19 protein-coding genes are annotated in these 21,373 nt (G+C 50.8%); all 19 read right to left on the bottom strand.

What is annotated here, in order from left to right; translation table 11 throughout:
* Positions 1 to 138: 138 nt before the first annotated feature.
* Complete coding sequence (locus tag LIZ87_RS15895) at positions 139 to 1,428, bottom strand: PD-(D/E)XK nuclease family transposase (protein ID WP_227148365.1); 1,290 nt, start codon at positions 1,426 to 1,428, stop codon at positions 139 to 141.
* Positions 1,429 to 1,776: 348 nt separating this feature from the next.
* Positions 1,777 to 3,354 carry a transcription termination factor Rho gene (gene rho / locus LIZ87_RS15900; RefSeq protein ID WP_227148367.1) on the bottom strand — a complete coding sequence of 526 codons (1,578 nt, stop codon included), beginning with the start codon at positions 3,352 to 3,354 and terminating at the stop codon, positions 1,777 to 1,779.
* 433 nt (positions 3,355 to 3,787) lie between these two features.
* A complete protein-coding gene (locus tag LIZ87_RS15905) occupies positions 3,788 to 4,168 on the bottom strand; it encodes a DUF1667 domain-containing protein (protein ID WP_227148369.1) in 381 nt (126 codons plus the stop codon).
* Positions 4,162 to 5,412: an NAD(P)/FAD-dependent oxidoreductase gene (locus LIZ87_RS15910; protein WP_227148371.1), complete on the bottom strand. Its 1,251-nt coding sequence runs from the start codon at positions 5,410 to 5,412 to the stop codon at positions 4,162 to 4,164. Before LIZ87_RS15910 ends, LIZ87_RS15905 begins: the two co-directional genes overlap by 7 nt.
* Before the next feature lie 11 nt (positions 5,413 to 5,423).
* Entirely contained in the window at positions 5,424 to 6,887 is a 1,464-nt protein-coding gene (locus LIZ87_RS15915) for an NAD(P)/FAD-dependent oxidoreductase (protein WP_227148373.1), read from the bottom strand.
* Positions 6,888 to 7,043: 156 nt separating this feature from the next.
* Positions 7,044 to 7,724: a FadR/GntR family transcriptional regulator gene (locus tag LIZ87_RS15920; RefSeq protein WP_178317418.1), complete on the bottom strand. Its 681-nt coding sequence runs from the start codon at positions 7,722 to 7,724 to the stop codon at positions 7,044 to 7,046.
* A 218-nt stretch (positions 7,725 to 7,942) separates the two neighbouring features.
* Positions 7,943 to 9,124: an L-threonylcarbamoyladenylate synthase gene (locus tag LIZ87_RS15925; protein WP_178317419.1), complete on the bottom strand. Its 1,182-nt coding sequence runs from the start codon at positions 9,122 to 9,124 to the stop codon at positions 7,943 to 7,945.
* Between the two features lie 284 nt (positions 9,125 to 9,408).
* Positions 9,409 to 9,819, bottom strand: coding sequence for an ATP synthase F1 subunit epsilon (atpC, locus tag LIZ87_RS15930; RefSeq protein WP_178317420.1), 411 nt, complete (start codon positions 9,817 to 9,819; stop codon positions 9,409 to 9,411).
* A gap of 20 nt (positions 9,820 to 9,839) precedes the next feature.
* Complete coding sequence (gene atpD, locus LIZ87_RS15935) at positions 9,840 to 11,237, bottom strand: F0F1 ATP synthase subunit beta (RefSeq protein WP_178317421.1); 1,398 nt, start codon at positions 11,235 to 11,237, stop codon at positions 9,840 to 9,842.
* A gap of 19 nt (positions 11,238 to 11,256) precedes the next feature.
* Positions 11,257 to 12,117 (bottom strand): ATP synthase F1 subunit gamma, encoded by an 861-nt coding sequence (gene atpG / locus LIZ87_RS15940; RefSeq protein ID WP_227148375.1) that lies wholly within the window; start codon positions 12,115 to 12,117, stop codon positions 11,257 to 11,259.
* Positions 12,118 to 12,139: 22 nt separating this feature from the next.
* Positions 12,140 to 13,660: a F0F1 ATP synthase subunit alpha gene (gene atpA, locus LIZ87_RS15945; RefSeq protein ID WP_178317423.1), complete on the bottom strand. Its 1,521-nt coding sequence runs from the start codon at positions 13,658 to 13,660 to the stop codon at positions 12,140 to 12,142.
* 14 nt (positions 13,661 to 13,674) lie between these two features.
* Positions 13,675 to 14,214, bottom strand: a complete 540-nt coding sequence (atpH, locus tag LIZ87_RS15950) for an ATP synthase F1 subunit delta (RefSeq protein WP_178317424.1) — start codon at positions 14,212 to 14,214, stop codon at positions 13,675 to 13,677.
* Positions 14,211 to 14,717: a F0F1 ATP synthase subunit B gene (gene atpF / locus LIZ87_RS15955; protein WP_178317425.1), complete on the bottom strand. Its 507-nt coding sequence runs from the start codon at positions 14,715 to 14,717 to the stop codon at positions 14,211 to 14,213. Before atpF ends, atpH begins: the two co-directional genes overlap by 4 nt.
* 47 nt (positions 14,718 to 14,764) lie before the next feature.
* Positions 14,765 to 15,046 (bottom strand): ATP synthase F0 subunit C, encoded by a 282-nt coding sequence (gene atpE, locus LIZ87_RS15960; RefSeq protein WP_178317426.1) that lies wholly within the window; start codon positions 15,044 to 15,046, stop codon positions 14,765 to 14,767.
* 61 nt (positions 15,047 to 15,107) lie between these two features.
* Positions 15,108 to 15,869 carry a F0F1 ATP synthase subunit A gene (locus LIZ87_RS15965; RefSeq protein WP_227148377.1) on the bottom strand — a complete coding sequence of 254 codons (762 nt, stop codon included), beginning with the start codon at positions 15,867 to 15,869 and terminating at the stop codon, positions 15,108 to 15,110.
* Positions 15,870 to 15,900: 31 nt separating this feature from the next.
* Positions 15,901 to 16,311 carry an ATP synthase subunit I gene (locus tag LIZ87_RS15970; RefSeq protein ID WP_227148379.1) on the bottom strand — a complete coding sequence of 137 codons (411 nt, stop codon included), beginning with the start codon at positions 16,309 to 16,311 and terminating at the stop codon, positions 15,901 to 15,903.
* Between the two features lie 16 nt (positions 16,312 to 16,327).
* Positions 16,328 to 16,591 (bottom strand): AtpZ/AtpI family protein, encoded by a 264-nt coding sequence (locus LIZ87_RS15975; RefSeq protein WP_178317381.1) that lies wholly within the window; start codon positions 16,589 to 16,591, stop codon positions 16,328 to 16,330.
* 410 nt (positions 16,592 to 17,001) lie between these two features.
* On the bottom strand, positions 17,002 to 20,049 hold the full coding sequence (locus tag LIZ87_RS15980) for an efflux RND transporter permease subunit (RefSeq protein ID WP_178317382.1): 3,048 nt from the start codon (positions 20,047 to 20,049) through the stop codon (positions 17,002 to 17,004).
* Positions 20,050 to 20,063: 14 nt separating this feature from the next.
* Positions 20,064 to 21,164 carry an efflux RND transporter periplasmic adaptor subunit gene (locus LIZ87_RS15985; RefSeq protein ID WP_227148381.1) on the bottom strand — a complete coding sequence of 367 codons (1,101 nt, stop codon included), beginning with the start codon at positions 21,162 to 21,164 and terminating at the stop codon, positions 20,064 to 20,066.
* Positions 21,165 to 21,373: the final 209 nt, after the last annotated feature.

The following is a 21,373-nucleotide window of genomic DNA, read 5'->3' on the forward strand; positions in this document are numbered from 1 at the left end:
TCAGGTGCTAAAGAATTATTTGCAGTCAGTGTAACAAATGTTTGACAAACCTACATTTTTCCTTGCGAATCCGATGATTTTTGCCGCTAAAGCGGCGGATGCCCGGCAGGCAGCCGGGAGAAAATGAATATGGATATTCTATCTCTTAAGCTTCTCCAGCTGAGCCTGCAGTTCCTTGATCAGCTGATCCTGCTGCATGCGCTGATCTTCAGAATATGCCAGCTTTGCATGAGCTTCACTTAGCTCTCCTTTTGCCCGGCTTAGCTCTCCCTTTGCCTGGCTTAGCTCTCCCTTTGTCTGGCTTAGCTCTCCCTTTGCCTGGCTTAGCTCTCCCTTTGCCTGGCTTAGCTCTCCCTTTGCCTGGCTTAGCTTCCCCTCCGTCTGGCTTAACTTCCCCTCCGTCTGGCCCAGCTTGCCCTCTATCTCATTCAGCTTCACTTCGTTCTCACACAGCTCTTTCCTCTGCCTGTCCAGCTGCTCCTGCATCTCATCGATCATATATAATACTGTATTGTGATCCAGCTGCGCCAATTCCTTTGAATACATATTCATCACCTTCTCTATATTCAGGCAGATCTCATAGATGTCCTGATACATGGTTTTAAACTGGGGATAACGGGTGATTAGTTCTATGATCCGCTCCGGCTCCTCCGTGCTCAGGAACGTAAGCCATGCCTCCAGCCTGCTGTCTATAGATTTATTGTCCATACTTTTAACAAAAATGTCAAGCGGTACAAATACATATTCCTGGAGTAAATTCAAGATCAGTCCTGAATCTGAGCTTTGACGGAAAATATGAAGCCACTGTTCGGGCTGTTTATGGAATTCCTGGGGTGATTTCTCAAAAAATACAATCGTGTACACATTCTTGATGTCACGGTAATGAAAACGCTTCCCTTTCTTCCCTCTTACCCGTTTGTATTGCCTGAGAAGATGATCCGCCGAGTAGCAGGCACAGCGCTCTCCTGGAAATGCATAGCCGATTTTTCGGATTTCAATATCTGCCAGGCTTTCGTCCTCCAGTTCAACAATAATATCCGTATAAAGCAATGCCGACTCTGCCCCCAGCCGGACAGAATCATTAGGCAGAACTGCTTTGATATGTACATCCCGGTCAAGCAAAAGTGACAAAAGTTCCTCCAGACGCTCCGGCGTGGCCTCCGGGTTAAAGATTTCCTTAAAAATGCCATCATAGAGCACCTTTATCCCCCTTATGCCTGAACAATAATCCAGAAACATCTCCTGGTCAGTCTCACTCCATTGCTCAAACAGACTCTTTAATTCTACGTTTTCTCCTATCCTTTCCCGTATGTCCTCACGGGTACGTATCATAGGGAAATACTTCCCCAGCAGATTGCTTGCGGGAACCACGGTCTCCTCACTGCAGCCTGTGACTGTGTGCGCAGCTTCATAATTCAGTTTTGTCATTGCAGTTTCCTCCTGAGTGTTTGCTTCATTGCGGAATGGGGATCTTTCCCGAAATGCCGAAATGAGATGCCTTATGGCCTAGACTTTAGTTGATAAGCAATATAGACTCCAGCTGGCAGAACGCCGCCTGGATCAGATATCTTTAGGATACCACAGTTCACATGCTATTTCAATATTTATTCGCCCTTCTTCGCACCTATCTATAGACAGCATCAACCATGAGTCTGTATCTTCACCGATTTTCACAGGAGGCTCCGGAGAAGTTTCCTTTCATATAAAATAAGCATCGCGTAACCACGATGCTCTCTTAATATCTTTAAAACGCAAGGTATTTCCTGCGGTATCACATTAAAATAAACGTATCTTCTTCACCATTTCCACAAACTCCCTGTTGTTCCTGGTCTTTGAGAACAGATCCAGGATCTTCTCTACTGCGTCCTCCGGCTTTAAGGAATTAGTGGCCTTGTGGATGATGTCCACAGCCTCGGCCTCCTCTTTTGTCAGAAGCAGATCATCTCTTCTTGTGCCGGATTTTAAGATGTCAATGGCGGGGAATATCCTTTTTTCGGAAAGCTTTCTGTCAAGAACTAATTCCATGTTGCCTGTTCCCTTAAATTCCTCGTATACCACATCATCCATGCGGCTTCCTGTATCTACCAGAGCTGTTGCCAGCACGGTCAGGCTTCCTCCCTCTCTCATATTGCGGGCTGCGCCAAAGAAACGCTTTGGCATATGAAGGGCTGCCGGATCGAGACCGCCGGAAAGGGTACGTCCGCTGGGGGCAACGGTCAGATTGTAAGCGCGGGCCAGACGGGTGATGCTGTCCAGCAGGATAATGACGTCCCTGCCATGCTCTACCAGGCGCTTTGCGCGCTCGATCACCATCTCGGACACTCTCTTATGGCGCTCCGGAAGCTCGTCAAAGGTGGAATAGATCACTTCGACATTCGGACCCACAATGGCCTCCCGGATGTCTGTGACCTCCTCAGGACGCTCATCAATGAGCAGGATCATAAGGTGCATATCCGGATGGTTGGTGGTAATGGCCTTTGCCACCTGTTTTAACAGAGTTGTCTTTCCTGCCTTGGGAGGTGACACGATCATGCCACGCTGTCCCTTTCCGATCGGCGCCAAAAGATCCAGAACGCGCATTGCCACCGAGGTGCGCTCCCTGGGGTTCTCCATATGAAGACGCTGGTTTGGGAAAATAGGGGTCAGATCCTCAAAATTAGGTCTTGTCTCTGTGGCGCTTATGGGATAGCCATTGATTGTCTTGAGGTATAAAAGAGCGGCAAACTTCTCAGTGACAGATTTCACCCTTCTGTTTCCTACGATGATGTCGCCTGTTTTCAGATTAAAACGGCGTATCTGGGAGGGCGCCACATAGACGTCATTTTCTCCCGGAAGAAAATTCTCGCAGCGGATAAAGCCAAAGCCGTCAGGCATGACCTCCAGAATACCGTTTGCCTCAATGCCACTGTCCAGCTCCGCCATGTCCTGGCTTGAAAGGCCCACAGCGTCATTCCGCTGCTCTGTCCTCTGGAAACGCTCTCCGTTCTCAGAAGCCGGAGCCTGGGCAGGCTGCACTGCTCCCGCGTTCCCATAGCTCTTTCCCTGCTGGTTCCTGGTCTGGGAATACTTGTCATAAGTTCTTGTATTGCTGCGCCTTGTATCATAATTCCGGCTTTCCTGACGCTCAGTCTGCTCCTCGCGTCTGGGTTCATAAGTTTTTACTTCCCTTGCCGGCACTGGCCTGGCCTCTGTCCTTCGCACCTCTGCAGGCTTTACCTGGGGATTCTCCTCTGCCTGCTGGCATAAAAGGTCAATGATCTCAGCCTTTCTCAAGGCACTGATACCTTTTAACCCCTGAGCCTTTGCCAGCTCCTTAAGCTCTGCAAGAGGAAGTGTCTGTAATCTTTCTCGCATATATTCTCTCCTTATACATCATACACAGGCTATACCGCCCATCCCGGCCGGTATGTATTAGTTGCTTTATATCCATCTTTGGTTTGTCAAAAATTAGGGGGGTTTTCCAGATCTGAGGATATCCTGGAGATTGACAGACTGCTGGCAGTACTAAAAAAGAATCCTGCAGCGGGTTGCTTCAGCGGCATCATTCCTCTCCGCTGCAGGCATTGGCTTACTTAGCGGGTGTAACGAGTTTAGGGAACAAGCCCCTTTAGGGCTGCGATCCTGCCCGAAGGGCTTTTTGTTACATAGGAGGCTCCAAAGGAGTTTTCTATGTAACAAAAAACTGCCAGCTAATCTATGTATAGTCATATTATATACATCAAAAGAGCGAAATGTAAAGAAGAAAATTCATTAAATGAAGTTTATCAGACAAAACGGCCTTTTTTTATCACTTGACCGCCTTTATATCCTTTGTGGTGATCACATCTGCATCATAGCCTAGCAGACCGTGAATGAGCACCGTTCCAGATGCTACCGGGGCTGTAAGGACACATTTTTTTATCTCAGCCATGGCATCAAAAATATGCGCCTTAGGGATCGGCTTTGTCAGACGGACACTCACAAGAGGAAGTTCCCCTCCTTTTACCGGAACGGAGGTTGCAATATTGCGTTCCGGAGCAGTCAGCTCCTTTTTTGCATAGATTGTTCCCCTGGGGCAGGAAGCGCCCTCTATAGAGAGGATCTCCAGCGCTCCCTCCGATGTTTCTTTTACCTCTGCCTTTAAACTGCATCCATTAGGACAGATGATACATGTTAATTCTCTCAGCATTCTACGCTCACCTCCAGATCAGAATGGCCTGCCAGCTTCTCCGGGCAGATGGGAAGCTGTATCATTTCTGCCGGTATCGCCTTTTTCATCTTCTTTTCAGCCACTAGCATGTCATCCTGACGCACAACAATGCGGCAGTTCTCAAATGGCCTGCTGACACGCAGGGACAAGCTGACCTTCCCTGTCCCGCTGATCTGCTGTGGGACTGTATGGTTTATGCTTCTGTCTGTCCTGACATGGATAGGGCAGGGAGCCAGCTTTCCGTCCTTTATATAGGAAGCAGCGGCCTCTGCAAGCTTTTCTGCTTCCAGGGATACAAAATCCACCAGATCATGTACATGGAGCACATTTCCGGCTGCAAAGATGCCCTCCACATTTGTCTGGAAATGCTCATCTACCACAGCTCCTCTTGTTCTCTCGTCCAGGCAGACTCCTGCATCCAGAGAAAGCTCATTTTCCGGCAGGAGGCCTACAGACAGGATCAAGGTGTCACAGCTGTACTCTCTTTCTGTTCCGGGTATGGGCTTCATGTGCCCATCCACCTTGGAAACAGTGACTCCTGTCAGACGTTCCCTTCCATGTATGGCTGTAACTGTGTGGCTTAAGTACAATGGGATCCCATAATCATGGAGGCACTGCTCGATATTTCTGGGAAGGCCGCTGGGATAGGGCTGGATCTCAAATACGGCCTGCACATGAGCGCCCTCCAGTGTCAGGCGGCGCGCCATGATCATCCCGATATCGCCGGAACCCAGGATGACCACCTCTCTTGCCGGCATTCTGTTGTAAAGATTGATATAGGCCTGGGCCACTCCTGCGGTGAAAACTCCTGTTGGACGCTCTCCCGGAATTCCCAGGGCTCCTCTGGTACGCTCTCTGCAGCCCATCGTCAGAATAACAGCCTTTGCCTGCCACTGCCTTAAACCCTCTCTGGTAGCAGCTGTTACCACTTTGCTTCCTGTCACCTCCAGCACGGCTGCATCCGTGAGATAGGGGATCCCCCGCGCCTCCACTTGATCAATAAACCTCTTGGCATACTCAGGGCCGCTTAGGGTTTCCTTAAAGCGCGTCAGCCCAAATCCATCATGGATACACTGGCGCAGGATCCCTCCCAGCTGTTTTTCACGCTCAATGATCAACAGATTGCGGATGCCTTTCTCATACAGCTTTATGGCGGCTGCCAAGCCGGCAGGGCCGCCTCCCACTATGACAACATCAACCTTCTCTATCTTGATTCCTTCCATATGATCTCCCTTCATTCTCCCATTTCCCTGACTTTTCCAAAAAACATCCGGGAGCCTTCCCTTGCATACTGTATCTCGGTCTCCTTTTTTCCCAGCTCCTTCTCGATCAGCTGGGCAATACGCATCTGGCAGTAGCCTCCCTGACAGCGTCCCATCATGGAGCGGGTCCTGTACTTGATGCCTGCCATGGTGTCCACCCCTAAGGGATTGTGGATCGCCTGAAGGATCTCCGCCTTTGTCACCTTCTCGCAGCGGCAGATGACCTCACCGTAGTCAGGATCTTCCAGGATCAGACGGTTCTGCTCCTCCTTTGCCAGCTCTGCAAAGCGCCGGATACCCTTTCGCGCAGGGTTAAAATCCGGGTTTTCCTGAAGCTTTTCCCGCTCTGACATCAGGCCGATGGCATATCTGGCAATAGGCACTGCCGCTGTCAGTCCGGGAGACTCGATGCCCACAAGGTTGATGGCTCTTGGGGCCAGCTCATCCCTTATCTCGATCTTGAAGTCCTGGATCTTTCCATTCTCATCCACCCATTTCGGGAGAATACCGGAATAGTTGCGGATATAGTCCTTCTTATGAATGCAGGGCCACAGGTCAGAAGCGCTCTCTGCCAGATAATCCATGTTCTCCTGAGGTACGCCATAATATGTAAAATCTGTCACAGTCTCCGCATTAGGGCCTATGATAACATTGCCGTCTGTGGTATTGGTTACGTGGATGCCCATGTAGGTATTGCTGGGTACAGGATACACAGGCATGGGAAGCAGAGGGCCTGTGCGTTTATCCAGGATAATATAGTCGCCCTTGGAACCGATCACATGATAGCCTCGGATCCCCAGCATATCGGAAACCTTGCCGCAGCCTAATCCGGCACTGTTTACGACCCAGCGGCTGTAAAATACGCCTCCCGCTGTGGTAATGGTATATATGTCATCCCCGCCGCGGCATATCTCTGTCACTTCACATCCGAAGTGGTATGACACTCCGTTTGCATGGGCATTTTCTGCCAGTACAATGGTATATTGGAAAGGATCTACGATCCCGCTGTTTTGGGAAAACATGGCAAATTCTCCTACCACTGCCGGAACCAGTTCATGAAGCCTTTTTTTTCCGATCAGTTCTAAGCCTTGTGCTCCGTTATCTTCTCCCTGCCTGATGGTGCGTTTTAAGGTATCCATATCCTCCTCTGTATTTCCCACCAGCACCTTGCCGCAGCGGATAAATGGGAAATCCAGCTCCTCTGCAAGTCGTCCCATGTCTTTGTTGCCCTCTACACAGAGTTTCGCCTTCAGCGAACCTCTGTCATAAGCAAAGCCGCCGTGAACTACACCGGAATTGCGTCCGCTGGTTTCATAGCAGACATCCAGATTTTTTTCCAGAACACCGATCTTTAAGCGGTATCTGGACATTTCCCTGGCAATGGCGCTTCCCACCACGCCTCCGCCGATGATGAGCACATCATATAACTCCTTCATTTCACTGCTCCTCCTGTAATCTTTTTACGCGTGAGATTCATCCCATGAATTATACGTTAGTTTTACCATATACAAGGGAATATGTCAATAGCAGGCGAAAAAAAACAGCTTTATTCATCCCATGAATAAAGCCGTTCTATCCTCTGTTTTTCATATTCACTTGTTTGTCGTCTCACCTTTATAGCGATTCTCGTTGTACATAAGGTGAAAGTACATGGCCTGTTGTGCTTCTACCGGCCTGCGGTCTCTGATCGCCTCAAAGATCCGGCGGTGGGAGGTGAGTGTCTGCTCGTACTCTGTCTCCTGTACTGAGTCTGCGAACACGCGGACTCCATCTGTAATAACGGGTATCAGGTTCGTCATCACCAGGTTGTGGCTGCAGCCAGCGATCTTTGCATGAAACTGGGAATCCTTTTCTGCATAGTCCTCCCTGGCCTCGATCAAAGCCTCCAGCTCTGCCAGTATCTGCTCCAGCTCTGCGATCTCCGAAAGCTCGGCATTCTGGGCAGCCAGGGCGGCAATGGGAGGCTCCAGCATGACACGCACCTGTATCAGGTCCTCCGTCAGCTTGCGCCTGTCATCGATCATGGAAAATCCCAGAGGATCATCTGCAACACCATTCTTTTCTGATATAAAGGTCCCCGATCCCTGGCGTATGGTCACAATATTCCTGGACATGAGGATCCGCAGGGCCTCCCGCACCGTATTGCGCCCCACTCCCAGGTATTCCACCAGCTCTGCCTCTGTGGGAAGCTTGTCTCCGGCCCCATAGCCCTTTTCCTGTATCATATCCATGAGCTTTCGGGAGGCAATCTCTCCCAAAGTCTGTTTCTCCATGTTACTCCTCCTGTCCCCACTATCAGTGTACCGGCATGTTCACCTTTCATTAAATTCGTAACAGTTCAGACGGGGTATCTTCTTGCCCGGCCAGGCCGGACAAGAAGCATCGGATGTCCATCCGATGTGGAAATCTATAGAAAAATGGCCTTACAAGCAAGCTTGACGGCTATTTTTCTATAGATTTCCTCGCCGTCTGAACTGTTACTTAAATTCTGCTACACCCGCACGATCTTATAGCCAGCCGCCTTTGACAGGCGGTTCATAATAGCCTGTCCCAGATGATCCTCTGAAAAGCTCTCAGAGAATATCACATCCACTCCCAGATCGTCAAATTCCCTGAGCACTGCATAGAGGTTGTGGGCTACGGATTCCTGACTTCTCCTGGCACCGATGGAACGAACCAGGAAGCTGTCGATCCCTTTAAGGCTCTTATAGCTCTCTATGGACTCGTCTGTTCCGATAATCCCTGTCCGAAGGCCCTCTGCTGCCTTCTTCTCTGCCAGGCGGCCTACCATATCCACCATGCGTCTGATACCGTCTTCATCCATTCCCGGCTGCCGGGCACAGGCCAGATCCTGACAGCTGCCTAAACCCACCGTGCAGCCGTCCAAAGCGTTCTCTGGAAGCTCCGCCCCATTTCGGAGCGGCTCCACCAGCGTCAGATCTGCCTTCGGCGCATAGTGCTTATACTTCATTCCCGGAGCCTTTGGCCTCATCCCCGCGGACACAGGACCCAGGATCGCCGGGTCAACTGCCACCTCTCCCAGCACTTCCTTCAGCATCTCCATGGTGATGGCTCCCGGCCTTAAAACCGTTGGGATATCGGAGGACACATCCACGATGGTAGATTCCACACCGATCCCCACAGCTCCGCCGTCTATGATCATGTCAATGCGCCCGTTCATATCCTGCCATACATGATCTGCCGTGGTAGGACTGGGACGGCCGGAGGTGTTCGCACTGGGAGCAGCAACAGGAACTCCCGCAAGAGCGATCAGACGGTTTGCCACCGCATCATTTGGCATGCGGACTGCCACTGTATCCAGGCCTCCTGTGGTGCCATAGGGAACTCTGTCACTTTTGGGAAATATCATCGTCAGCGGTCCCGGCCAGAAGGCCTCCATCAGCTTCCTCCCCGCCTCCGGTATCTCCTTTACAAGAGGCTTCAACTCTGCTGTGCAGGACACATGGGCGATCAACGGATTGTCCGAAGGACGCCCCTTTGCCGCATAGATCTTCCCGGCCGCCTCCTCATCAAGGGCATTCCCTCCCAAGCCATACACTGTTTCCGTAGGAAACGCCACAAGGCCTCCTGTCCTCAGGATCTTTGCCGCCTCCAGAAGTTCCTCATCCTTTATATGCTCTCTGTCTGTGATCACAACTCTTTTGGTTTCCATTTCTGCCACCTCTGTCTCTTCCGTCCTCAATGTCCCATTCATTTTATCACCGGAGCCCGGCGCTGTAAAGACAAATGGAACTTGAGTTTCCGCATTTTGCACCTCAGCAGCCGGGGGAAAGGCTAGTGCTCCGGTTTCGGACATAAGAAGCACTATGGCACCTGATTTTTCCCTAAAGCTATCGCAGCATGGCAGAGGCAATCTTTTATTTTCACAGGCATACCATTGAAAAAAGCGCCTCCGGCTCTCACCGGAAACGCTCTAATCATTTTATTCTGCTGATCCTACTCCTGCTTTCCCGCAGTCCCGATACGCACCAGGGCGCGGTGCAGTTTGGCTTCGGCGAGCTTTAGCTCGCGCTCGGAGATCCCGCTCTGGGCCAGGCGCTCTTCTGCCTTTTTCTTTGCAGCCTGGGCGCGCTCCAAATCAATGTCCTCGCTCCACTCCCATGTGGTGGGGATCAGGCGGCACTCGCCGTCCATGACGGACAGCATGCCTCCGATACAAGCGGCTTTCCTCACGCTGCCGTCCTCCAGCACTACCTGGGCAGTGCCCATTCCAACGGCTGTGCAGTAGTTGCAGTGCCTTGCTAAGATTGCAAGATCACCATGGACGGTACGGCAGGATACACTCTGTACCTGGCCGTCATACTCCAGCCCGTCCATTGATACGATCTGTAAATGGAAGGTTGCCATTACGCCTTTCGCCCTCCCCTCTACTGAAGCTTCTTTGCTTTTTCATATACGTCGTCAATGGTTCCTGCAAACAGGAAGCAGCTCTCCGGTATATCGTCACACTCGCCGTCCAGGATCTTCTTGAAGCCTCTTAAGGTCTCCTTCAAAGGTACGTACTGGCCAGGCATACCTGTAAACTGCTCTGCCACAGAGAAGCTCTGGGACAGGAAGCGCTGGATCTTTCTGGCTCTGGCTACTGTCAGCTTATCCTCCTCTGACAGCTCATCCATACCCATGATGGCGATGATATCCTGCAGCTCCTTATAGCGCTGCAGCACCTTCTGTACGGAACGTGCAATGTTGTAGTGCTCCTGTCCTACTACCTCCGGTGACAGGATACGGCTGGTAGAATCCAGCGGATCTACTGCCGGATAGATACCCTGGCTTGCGATCTCACGCGACAGGGTAGTGGTTGCATCCAGATGGGTAAATGTGGTTGCAGGTGCAGGGTCAGTCAAGTCATCTGCAGGCACGTATACTGCCTGGATGGAAGTGATGGAGCCCTTCTTTGTAGAAGTGATACGCTCCTGCAGGGCGCCCATCTCTGTTGCCAGTGTTGGCTGATAGCCTACTGCGGAAGGCATACGTCCCAGCAGAGCGGATACCTCAGAACCTGCCTGGGTGAAACGGAAAATATTGTCAATGAACAGCAGCACGTCCTGATTCTTCACATCACGGAAATACTCCGCCATAGTAAGACCGGAAAGAGCTACTCTCATACGTGCCCCCGGCGGCTCGTTCATCTGGCCGTATACTAAAGCCGTCTTGTTGATAACGCCGCTCTCCTTCATCTCGCCGTAAAGGTCGTTGCCCTCACGGGTACGCTCTCCAACGCCGGTGAATACGGACAGGCCGCCATGGGCCTTTGCCACGTTATTGATCAGCTCCATAATAAGAACTGTCTTGCCTACTCCGGCGCCGCCGAAGAGGCCGATCTTTCCGCCCTTTGCATAGGGGCAGATAAGGTCTACGACCTTGATGCCTGTCTCAAAGATCTCCGTTGCCGGAGCCTGATCCTCATAAGCTGGAGCCGGACGGTGGATCGCCCAGCGCTCCGCATCCTCCGGCGCCGGCATCTCATCCACCGGCTCACCCAGAAGATTGAATACGCGTCCCAGGCAGGCCTCGCCTACAGGCACGGTGATGGAGCTTCCTGTATCCACTGCGTCTGCTCCGCGCACCAGGCCGTCTGTGGAGCTCATTGCAATGCAGCGCACCACATCGTCACCGATCTGCTGTGCCACCTCGGCCACCAGGCGGCGGCCGTCCACATCAATCTCAATTGCATTCAGCAGCGCAGGCAGCTCCCCTTCATTGAAGCGGATATCCAGTACAGCACCTGTTACCTGCACTACCTTTCCTATATGTCTCTCATTCATAGATAACGTCTCCTTGTTGTTAAGGCTCCTCCGCGCCTGCCACGATCTCCGTGATCTCCTGGGTGATGCTGGCCTGACGCGCCCTGTTGTAGTAAAGGCTGAGCTGCTCTATCATCTCGCCTGCGTTCTTCGTAGCGGCATCCATGGCAGTCCTTCTGGCTGCCAGCTCGCTGGCTACGGACTCGCACATAGCCCCATAAACCAGGCCTGCCAGATACTCTGGCACAATAGCGTCAAAAACGCTTTCGCTGTCCGGTTCATACAGGATCAAGGAACGAACGCCCTCCGGCCCCTCAGCCCCTTCCTTCTTGAAATCCTCCAAAGGAAGCATGGACGTTACGCCCGGCCTCTGGGACAGCATGGAAATGAAGTTCGTATAGCAAAGGGCAATATGCCCGTACTCTCCCGCCCGGTATGCGCCGCACAAAAGCTTTGCGATCTCAAAGCAGTCAGATACGGATATGTTCGCCACCTCGGCGAAATCTTCTGTCACCATCCCTATGCCCCGGCGCTTACAGTATTCCACTGCCTTCTTACCCACAGGCAGGATATCGTATTCCTTTCCCTTTGCCTGGCCTTCAAGAGCCTTCAGCAGGTTGGCATTGTACCCTCCTGCCAGCCCTCTGTCGCCGGCTATCACCACATAGCACCATTTCTCGCTTGCGCTTGCCTTGGTATAGGGGGACATAAAATCCGTGTTCCCTCCTGCTATGTCAGTCAGCGTTTCATGCAATACCTGGAAATAAGGGCGGCTTGCATCCGCGCGCTCCTTTGCCTTGCGCAGCTTGGAGGAGGCTACCAGTTCCATCGCTTTGGTTATCTGCATGGTGCTCTGTATGCTCTTCATACGGAGCTTCACAGCCTTCATATTACCAGCCATGGTTTTTCCTCCTTCATCTTAATCATCTAGTTCTAAGGAAATTCTCCGTATAGTCATTCAGAGCAGCCTTTAACTTCTCCTCTGCCTCGCCCTCTAATTTTCCGGTGCTGCGGATCGCTTCCATAGCAGCAGCTCCGTTGCCATCGGAATCCAGGAAGGTGTAAAGACCTTCTTCATACTTGTAGATATCCTCTACCTCCACAGGGGTCAGGATTCCGTTTACAACTGCATACAGGATCGCTACCTGCTTCTCTACGGGAACAGGCAGGCTTCTGCCCTGCTTTAACACTTCAACGATTCGTTCACCCTGTGCCAGACGCGCCTTTGTATCAGCATCCAGGTCAGAACCGAACTGCGCAAAGCTCTGCAGCTCTCTGTACTGGGAATATACCAGCTTTAAGGTTCCGGCTACCTTCTTCATGGCCTTGATCTGTGCATTACCACCTACTCGTGATACGGAGATACCAGGGTTTACAGCAGGCATGATGCCGGAGTGGAACAGCTCTGTCTCCAGGAATATCTGTCCGTCTGTAATGGAGATCACGTTGGTGGGGATGTAAGCAGATACATCTCCGGCCTGTGTCTCGATAATAGGAAGGGCTGTCAGGGAACCGCCTCCCTTTTCATCGGAAAGCTTTGCAGCGCGCTCTAAGAGACGTGAGTGAAGATAGAATACGTCTCCAGGATAAGCCTCACGCCCCGGCGGGCGGCGGATCAGCAGAGAAAGTGCTCTGTATGCCACTGCATGCTTACTGAGGTCATCATAGATAATGAGTACATGCTTGCCCTTATTCATAAAATACTCGCCCATGGCGCAGCCGGAATAAGGTGCAATGTACTGCAGGGGGCTGGGCTCAGAAGCAGTTGCCGCAACAACAATGGTGTAATCCATGGCGCCTCCGGCTGTCAGCTCGTTCACAACGCCTGCTACGGTAGAACGCTTCTGTCCGATGGCAACATAGATACAGATAACATCCTTGCCCTTCTGGTTCAATATAGTATCGGTGGCGATGGTGGTCTTACCTGTCTGCCTGTCGCCGATGATCAGCTCACGCTGGCCTCTTCCGATAGGGATCATGGAGTCGATTGCCTTGATACCTGTCTGAAGGGGTTCCTTAACGGGCTGGCGGTCGCAGATGCCGGGAGCCGGAGACTCTACCGGGCGGTACTCTGCAGCCTCAATTGGGCCTGCTCCATCTATGGGCTGGCCGATCGCGTTTACTACGCGTCCTATCATTGCTTCGCCTACGGGCACGGATACGACCCTGCCGGTACGCTTAACGGTCTGTCCTTCGCTGATTCCCTGATCGGAGCCGAGCAATACCGCAGATACGCTGTTCTCCTCCAGGTTCTGGGCCATTCCGAATGTGCCGTCCTCAAATTCCAGAAGTTCACCTGCCATACAATTGGTAAGTCCGCTCACCCTGGCAATACCGTCTCCTACTACTAAAACGGTGCCTGTCTCGCTCTGTTCAATGGCATTCTGGTAATATTTGATCTGGCTGCGAATGACCTTTGAGATTTCTTCCGGTTTTAATTGCATTCCATTCACATCCTTTATACGATGATTTCGGTAACTTTTTTACGCAGGCCTGACAAGCGTCCCTGGGCGGTGCCGTCTAACTGCTTCCCTTCCAGTTCCACCTTAAGGCCGCCCAGCACATGGCTGTCCACCTTCTGCGTAAGTACGATGGTTTTATTGCTCATGGCAGCAAGCTTTGCCTTAAGCGCCTCTGCCTGCTCTTTGTCAAGGGCCACGGCGCTGGTAACAACTGCCTCCGCAATGTTATGGTCTTCATTGTAGCGTGCCTTAAATTCACGGCAGCAATCATTCAATTCCCGCAACATGCCATTTTCACATAGGAGCTTTATGAAGTTTAACAGATATGCGTGGATCTTCCCGCCAAAGGCATCGTCAAGGAGCTTTACCCGCTCTGCCTTTGGGATGGACGGCTCTGCCAGCAGTGTGAGATATTCCGGATTTTCCTTCAATATCCCCTGCACCATAGACAGCTCCTCAAGCATACTGTCCGTAACCTTCTCCTCAGCGGCGAGGTCATAGAGGCTGCCGCCGTATAATTTGGCAGTTTTCGTCATGATGCCTCACCTACATTCTCAATAAACTCGTTGATCAGTTTCCTGTGATCCTCTTCACTGATTTCCCGTTCGATTACCTTACCGGCAATATCCATAGCGATGCCGCCGATCTCATTCTTGATATCGTTGACTGCCTTCTTCTTCTCCTGGATAATATCGGCCTCTGCCTTAGCCTTGATGCTGGCTGCCTGATTCTGGGCTTCATTTATGATCGCCTCGCTGCGGGCTGCCGCATCACGCTCTGCATTCTGCATGATGGCATTTGCTGTTTCCTTTGCCTTTGCCATATCAGACTCATAGCCGGCCTTCATGGTCTCTGCCTCTTCCTTTGCCTTTTTGGCATCCTGGATCTGGGCATCGGCCATGGCCCTGCGCTTATCGAGGATAGCAAGAACAGGCTTGAACAGGAAACGCTTGATAAGGTACATCTGGATAAACAGGTTGCAAATCTGCGCAATGAAGGTCCACGGTATAATTGTTACTAATTCCTGTGTCTCTCGCATCTTTCACCCTCCTGTCATTTAGAGACGGTTCATTTTTTCATCTCTGATTAGGACAGGAAGTTCATGAATGAACCAGGTGCAACGAAGATCAGCAGAAGGCCTGTAACGAAGCCGTAAATACCTGTTGTCTCTGCGATAGCACAACCTAACAGCATGGTGCTTGTAACGTCGCCCTTGCACTCAGGCTGGCGTCCAATGGCCTCCAGAGCCTTTGCAACTGCATTACCTTCACCAATACCAGGTCCGATACCAGCGATCAGTGCGCATCCAGCGCCGATCGCACAACCAGCTAAAGCAATACCACGGGCAAGTAACTGAAAATCTGTCATAACAAATTCCTCCTAATTATTGTTTCATATGTTATTTTTGTGAAGCCTCTTTGGGCTGTCATTATCCCTCTGCTGCATTTGCAATATACATGATGGTCAGCATACTGAAGATAAATGCCTGCATAACGCCGGAGAACCAGTCAAAGTAGACAGACAGCACGGCGGGGATACCTACGTCAAGAATCGGAATGCTTCCCAGGACATGTCCCAGGGCTCCCGGCAGCAGGCCAAACAGTGCTGAGGATGCGATGGCCAATGCCGCATAGATCAATCCATTGATTACCACACCAGAAAGAATGTTGCCGAAATGACGGCAGGCCATACTGACAGGAGTGGCAAGCTCAGAAAGAATATTGAACGGTGTCATAACCGGGATAGGGGTGGTAAAGCCCTTTAAATAGCCCAAAACACCGCCGGCCTTGATCTTGTTGGCCGTGATCATGATAAAGACCACCACAGCCCAGGCCGCTTCCGTGGACAGATCGGCTGTAGGGCTCCTTAAGCCGATCAGGCTGATAAGGTTCGATACCACACTGGTTGTAAACAAAGCTGCAACAAAGGGAATCAGTTTGTCAAACTTTGTTCCGCCGGTGTTATTCCTGACCAGATTCGTGGCCTGTTCCACCAGCATCTCAGCTACAGCCTGGCGCCTGGAGATATTCTCAACCTTGAGATCCCTTGTGAGCCATATGCATAAGCCGGTGATGAGTGCCATAACCAGCCAGCTGATCAAAATGGTCTCTGTAATCAGGATATCTCCCAATATGGGAATGCCCGTTGGAATTCTGAAATAAATCGCTGCACCTGAAATATCAAAATTCATGGTTTCACTCTTCTCTCCTTTCCTTTATATTTTATTTTGCTTTTATCATTCCCAGGATACTCCTTGCTTTAATACAAAGGCTGGGAAAAAATAAGGGAATGATACCTGCCGCACCGTTGAGTACGGGAAGCACCATTGCCAGGACTACCCATAGAAGCTGGGTCAGGGTACGGAACCGGTAGCTGGCCTTCATGCTCTTGTAGGCCTCATCCTGGTTATCCGTATTCGCGATCTTCTGGACTGTCAGGCCCATAAAAAAAAAGTTCCCTGCCGCTACTGCGCTGCCCAATATTCCGCCTAATATAACCTTGTAATCAAAAGGAACCGTATCAGGCATAAACTGGTGAAGCGCCCAGAATGCCAGAATCATGACGCAGGTTCCGGCTATTGTACTGCCTGCAATGTAGGCTGTTTCCTTTTTCACCGCCGGCTGAATCTGCATTGGATGCTCCTCCTTTCTACTTATGTTCGTTAAATGCTGCCCCGGCAGACCGTTTATTCTTCTTTTCCTGCTTCATGACTGCCAGATATACCTTGTATGCAGTCATACCGGAGCCGCCTAACCCGAAAAAGAAGCCCGGAATGTAGATCCAGCCGCCGATACCGAAGCGGCTGCTCAGCCAGCTGCAGAAAATGAGGCAAAGAAGAAGGGGAGCTGCCAGAGAAAGGCCCATCTGGCTCAGCCACGTAAGCTGCTTTAAAATCTGTGACCACTCTTTCATATAGCCTCCCGTGCATAACTCGTATACATTATTGTAATAATTGTCTGAAACAATGCGGAAATTCGCCACTATTCTTTTGCCATTTTGTACAATACGAATTGATTATAACGTATGAATCAAAAATTATCAATGGTAAAATAAAAAAATATTGCAAAAACTTTTAGATAATCTTACTTTTTTTGTACGCTTCACAAAATTCGTGTGTCAGTAAGATGTCAAAGTTTGTTATATAAATAACGATTTTGCCTATGAAATAAGCTGCGGCTCCGATACACACTGCCTATGTGCGCGGAAACCGCAGCCATGCTTTTATATTATACCATTGATCGCTGTCTCTGTATACAGTATTTTTTTGTCATTCTCTTCACAATGCTGGTTTTTTATTTCACATTCATCCGCATTTTCACACCTTAATCGGAAATGATCCTCCTCTTCTTCCCACCGCCGTTCATCAGGCTATAGTATGCAGGAAGCATCAAAAGTGCAAGGATAGTGGCAGCAGTAAGGCCGCCGATGTTTACGAGGGCAAGGCCCTGGGTGGTGGTTCCGCTGCCGCCTAAGGCCATGGCCATAGGTATCATGGAGACGACCGTGGTAAGCGTCGTCATGAGGATGGGCCTTAGACGGGTCGCTCCTGCTTCTATGAGGGCCTTCCGCAGCTCCATTTCCCTTCTGTACTGATTCACCGTATCCACATAGAGGATACCGTTATTTACTACCGTACCTACCAGCATAAGGAAGCCCAGCAGGGAGGTCATGCTGATGGCGCTGTCCACCAGCCAGAGGAGGCCGAAGGCGCCGATCAGACAGAACGGTATGGTGGTCATGACCATGATAGAGAACTTCGGTGACTCGAACTGGGCAGCCATTACAACGAACACCAGGAAGATCGCAAAAGCAATGGCCTGGAACAGCGCTGCAAACTCCTCTGCCATGGACTCATCCATGGTGCTTAAGGCCGTAGCAACATTTGCCGTCAGATTTGGCGTCACCACCTCATCCATCAGGAGGGCCTCTGTATTTTTGTCAGAATTCTCTGTGTAAATGCCGGATACCGTTGCGCGGTACTGCTTATCGTAGCGCTCAATGGTAGCCGGGCTGTCGGCAAAGCGGATATCTGCCACATCGGTCAGGGCTACTGCGCTTCCTGTAGGAGTTTGGAGAGTGATGGTCTCTAACTGGTTCAGGGTCTTATACCTGTCCTCAGGATAAACCACCTTTACGTCAATATCCTCACCGTCCACATCCATGGTGGTAGCTGTCATACCGCTCAGCATGGTATTTAAGGTTCCGCCGATCTGAGCAGGAGTGAGCCCTGCTGCCCTGGCCTTAATGGGATTTACGGTTACCTTCACTACGGAGGCGGCATTTTCCAGGGTGGAATGCACCTTTGTCAGCTCCGGACGCTTGCTCAGTTCCTCGGCGATCTTGTCGCTGACTGCCTTTAAGTCATCATAGTTGGTGCTCTGAAGATTGATCTCATAGTCATCAGCAGAGCCCATCATGGAGCTTACCTGAGAATAGGATTCCACAGTGATATTGGTATCAGCGATATTGCCCAGCTCCTGCTTCCACTCCTTCACCACATCCTCTGTTTCCATCTTTCTCTTTTTCTTTAAGTAGACCGTGATCGTGGGATCAGAGCTCATGCTTAAGCCGGAGCTTCCTGCCTGGGTCATATAGGACTCCACGTCCGGATGCTGGCTGATGATGCTCTCGATCTGCTTTAAGATACCATCCACCTTCTCCGTCTTCATACCCGGCTTCACCTCTGCCGTAATAGAAATCTGGCCCTGGTCATCCTCTGCCATCAGCTCCATGCGCAGGAATTTTGCAAGGACAAAGGATAATATCAGCAGGAGAACGGAGGCCAGCATAACAAGTCCTCTCTTATTCAGCAGTTTATCCATGATCCCCCTGTACAGATCCTGAAGTATCTCCACAGGCCTGGACATGGGAGCAGTCTCTCTCTCAACCGGTTTGTAGATCATGTAGCACAGCGGTACCACTGAAATTGCTGATATCAGGGATGCCGTCATACAGAATACAATGGTAAAGCCCAAAGGCCTGAACAGCTCGCCGGTCATACCTCCCAGTAAGGCCAGCGGGAAGAATACCACGCAGGTCGTCAGGGTAGAACCGATAACAGACTGGTACACAATGCCTGTTCCGTTGAGAGCCGCTGTGGCAAATTCCTTAAATCCGGTGTCATCCGTAGCCCTAAAGCAGCTCTCCAGCACAACGATGGAGTTATCTACCATCATACCTACGCCCAATACCAGGGCGCTCAGCGTGATCACGTTAAGGCTGAAGCCCATGAGCTGCATGAGTATCAGGGAGGTCAGGATCGATACAGGGATGGAGCTTCCCACGATCATGGATGCCTTCAGGTCTCCGAAGAACAGCCATATGATGATCATGGAAATAATAACAGCCAGAGCCATTGTCTCGATAACCGAGGTCAGTGAGGACTTGATGGAATCCTTATCGTCATCCACCACTGTGATCTGCAGAGAGGGATCCTGGCGTGTCAGCTGTTTGATCACTCCCTGTACATCCTTTGACAGGGCCAGGGTCGCTGCATCCTGCTGCTTACTGATCGTCAGGGCAATGATGTCCTCCGGCTCTCCGCCCTCCGGCTTATAGCGGGCAATGCTGTCTGCATCATCTGAACCCATATATACATTAGCCACATCACTCAAATACAGGATCCTGTTGCCGCTTACTGTAAGCGGAATGTCTCCCAGGCTTTCCATGCTCTTAAACGGCTGCTCTGTGGATACGGAAAGGGTCTGGTCTCCCAGATCCGTGTCTCCCGCAGGATAGGTGATATCAGCGCCGGCAATGTCATTTGCAATGGAATTCATGGTGATCCCATACTGCTTCAGCTTCTCCGGCATCAGCTCTACTTTGATATATTTTTCTGCGCCGCCTATAATGGATACCTCTGCTGCCGTGGAGAGCTTTTCAAACTCAGGCACCAGGGTATTGTTCACATAGTTGTAAAGATCATCGTCCTCTCCATGGCTCACAGACAGGATGATATTCGGCTTTAAGTTGGTGTTCAGCTCCAGCATAATGGGATCGTCCGCATCATCCGGCAGCTCTGTCTTCACCAGGTCCATCTGCTTTTTCAGATCATCATAAGCCTCGTTCATGTCCGTGCCGTACTCATACTGAAGAATAACAATGGACATATTTTCCCTTGAACGGGAAGAGATCGTGTCAAGACCGCTTAAGGTACTGGCCTTATCCTCGATCGGCTTTGTCACCAGCTCGCTGACGTCGTCAGGGCTGGCACCGGCATATACTGTCATAACGATCATCATGGACATGTTCATATCCGGCATCAGTTCCAGTGGTGACTTAAACACGGAAAAGATACCAAATACGATCAGACACAGGATTGCAAGGACAGTGGTTACCGGCTTTTTTAATACAAATTTCGTTAAGCCCATATTCCTGCCTCCTTTTACTGAGCCTGGGGCTGGCTGTCAGCAGCCGGGGCTTCATCTGCATTTTGCCCGTCCAGGGTAACCTTTGTTCCCTCCTTCAGCTCAGAGGTCCATGTGGTGAGGACAAGATCGTCCATTGTAATCCCGGAAAGCACGACCATGGAATCCTGGTCAAAGATCCCTGTCTCCACAGGAACCTCATGGATGATCCCCTCTGCGCTGTCGTATGTATAAACGTAAGCATCGCCGCCCTTATAATAAACGCTGTGGGTAGGAACAAGCATTGCGTTCTCCGTGGAATCAGAGGGAACGGTCAGCTCCACACTGGTGCCCGGAGCCATCACCTCATTGTCTGCCACGGCGGCTTTTACCTTGAACAGGCCTACATTTGCCTCTGCCATATTGCTGACTTCTGTCACAGTGCCCTGATACTGGGTACCTTCCTTTGTCACAGTGATCCCATCGCCAGGGGTCAGATTATTCTTAATGCGCTCTGTGACATAGAAGGATACGTTATTGCCCGCATCCCCTGCGATCACAGCCAGCTGGGTGGACTGTCCCACCGTGTCATGAAGCTCCATATTGCACTGCTCCACACGGCCGCTTATGGGTGATGTCACATGGCTGAACTCCATCTGGTTGTCATAGGCAAGCTTCGCTGACTCATACTGCAGCCTCCTTGCCTCAGCATTGGTCTGATAGCTCTCAAACTCTTTATCAGACACAAAGCCGGAGGCGTGAAGGGGCGCTGTGCGGCTTAAGGTTGACTGGGCGTCATCCCAGGCGATCTTAGCGGACTCCATGGCGATCCTGGCAGCGTCCACCTGCTTTGTATCGATCTCGCAGATGACCTGGCCGGCTGTCACGATATCCCCGGCCTTAATATTCACTGCTGTGATATCGCCTCCAGCCTTCGGATAAATGTACACAATATCAGCAGGCTCGATATTTCCTATGAGCTCTGTTGTCAGATGGATATCTCCCATTTTCGGAGTCTCTGCCATGACTACCGGATCCGGCGTAGGCGGTACCGGCTCTTCCTTTTTCATGACCCGGAAAAGCACCATTACTGCAGCTGCAGCAAGTACGATTCCTCCAATTACTCGCGTCTTCTTCATCTTCTCCTCTTTCCTTTCCTGTCGTATTTCTGAAATGTTAGCAGTTTCTTAACTTACATCGAGAAAAAAACAAGGGAAATACACCGCAGCTCACGGCAGCCTTCCCCAAATTGTAATTATTAAAACCCTTTATAACCAACCATCTAGTATTTTAGACATTTAACCCCTGTTTTGTCTAACATCAAAACGCGGATAATTAACAACAATTT

Source organism: Lacrimispora sp. 210928-DFI.3.58, assembly GCF_020554865.1.
Taxonomy (GTDB): domain Bacteria; phylum Bacillota; class Clostridia; order Lachnospirales; family Lachnospiraceae; genus Enterocloster.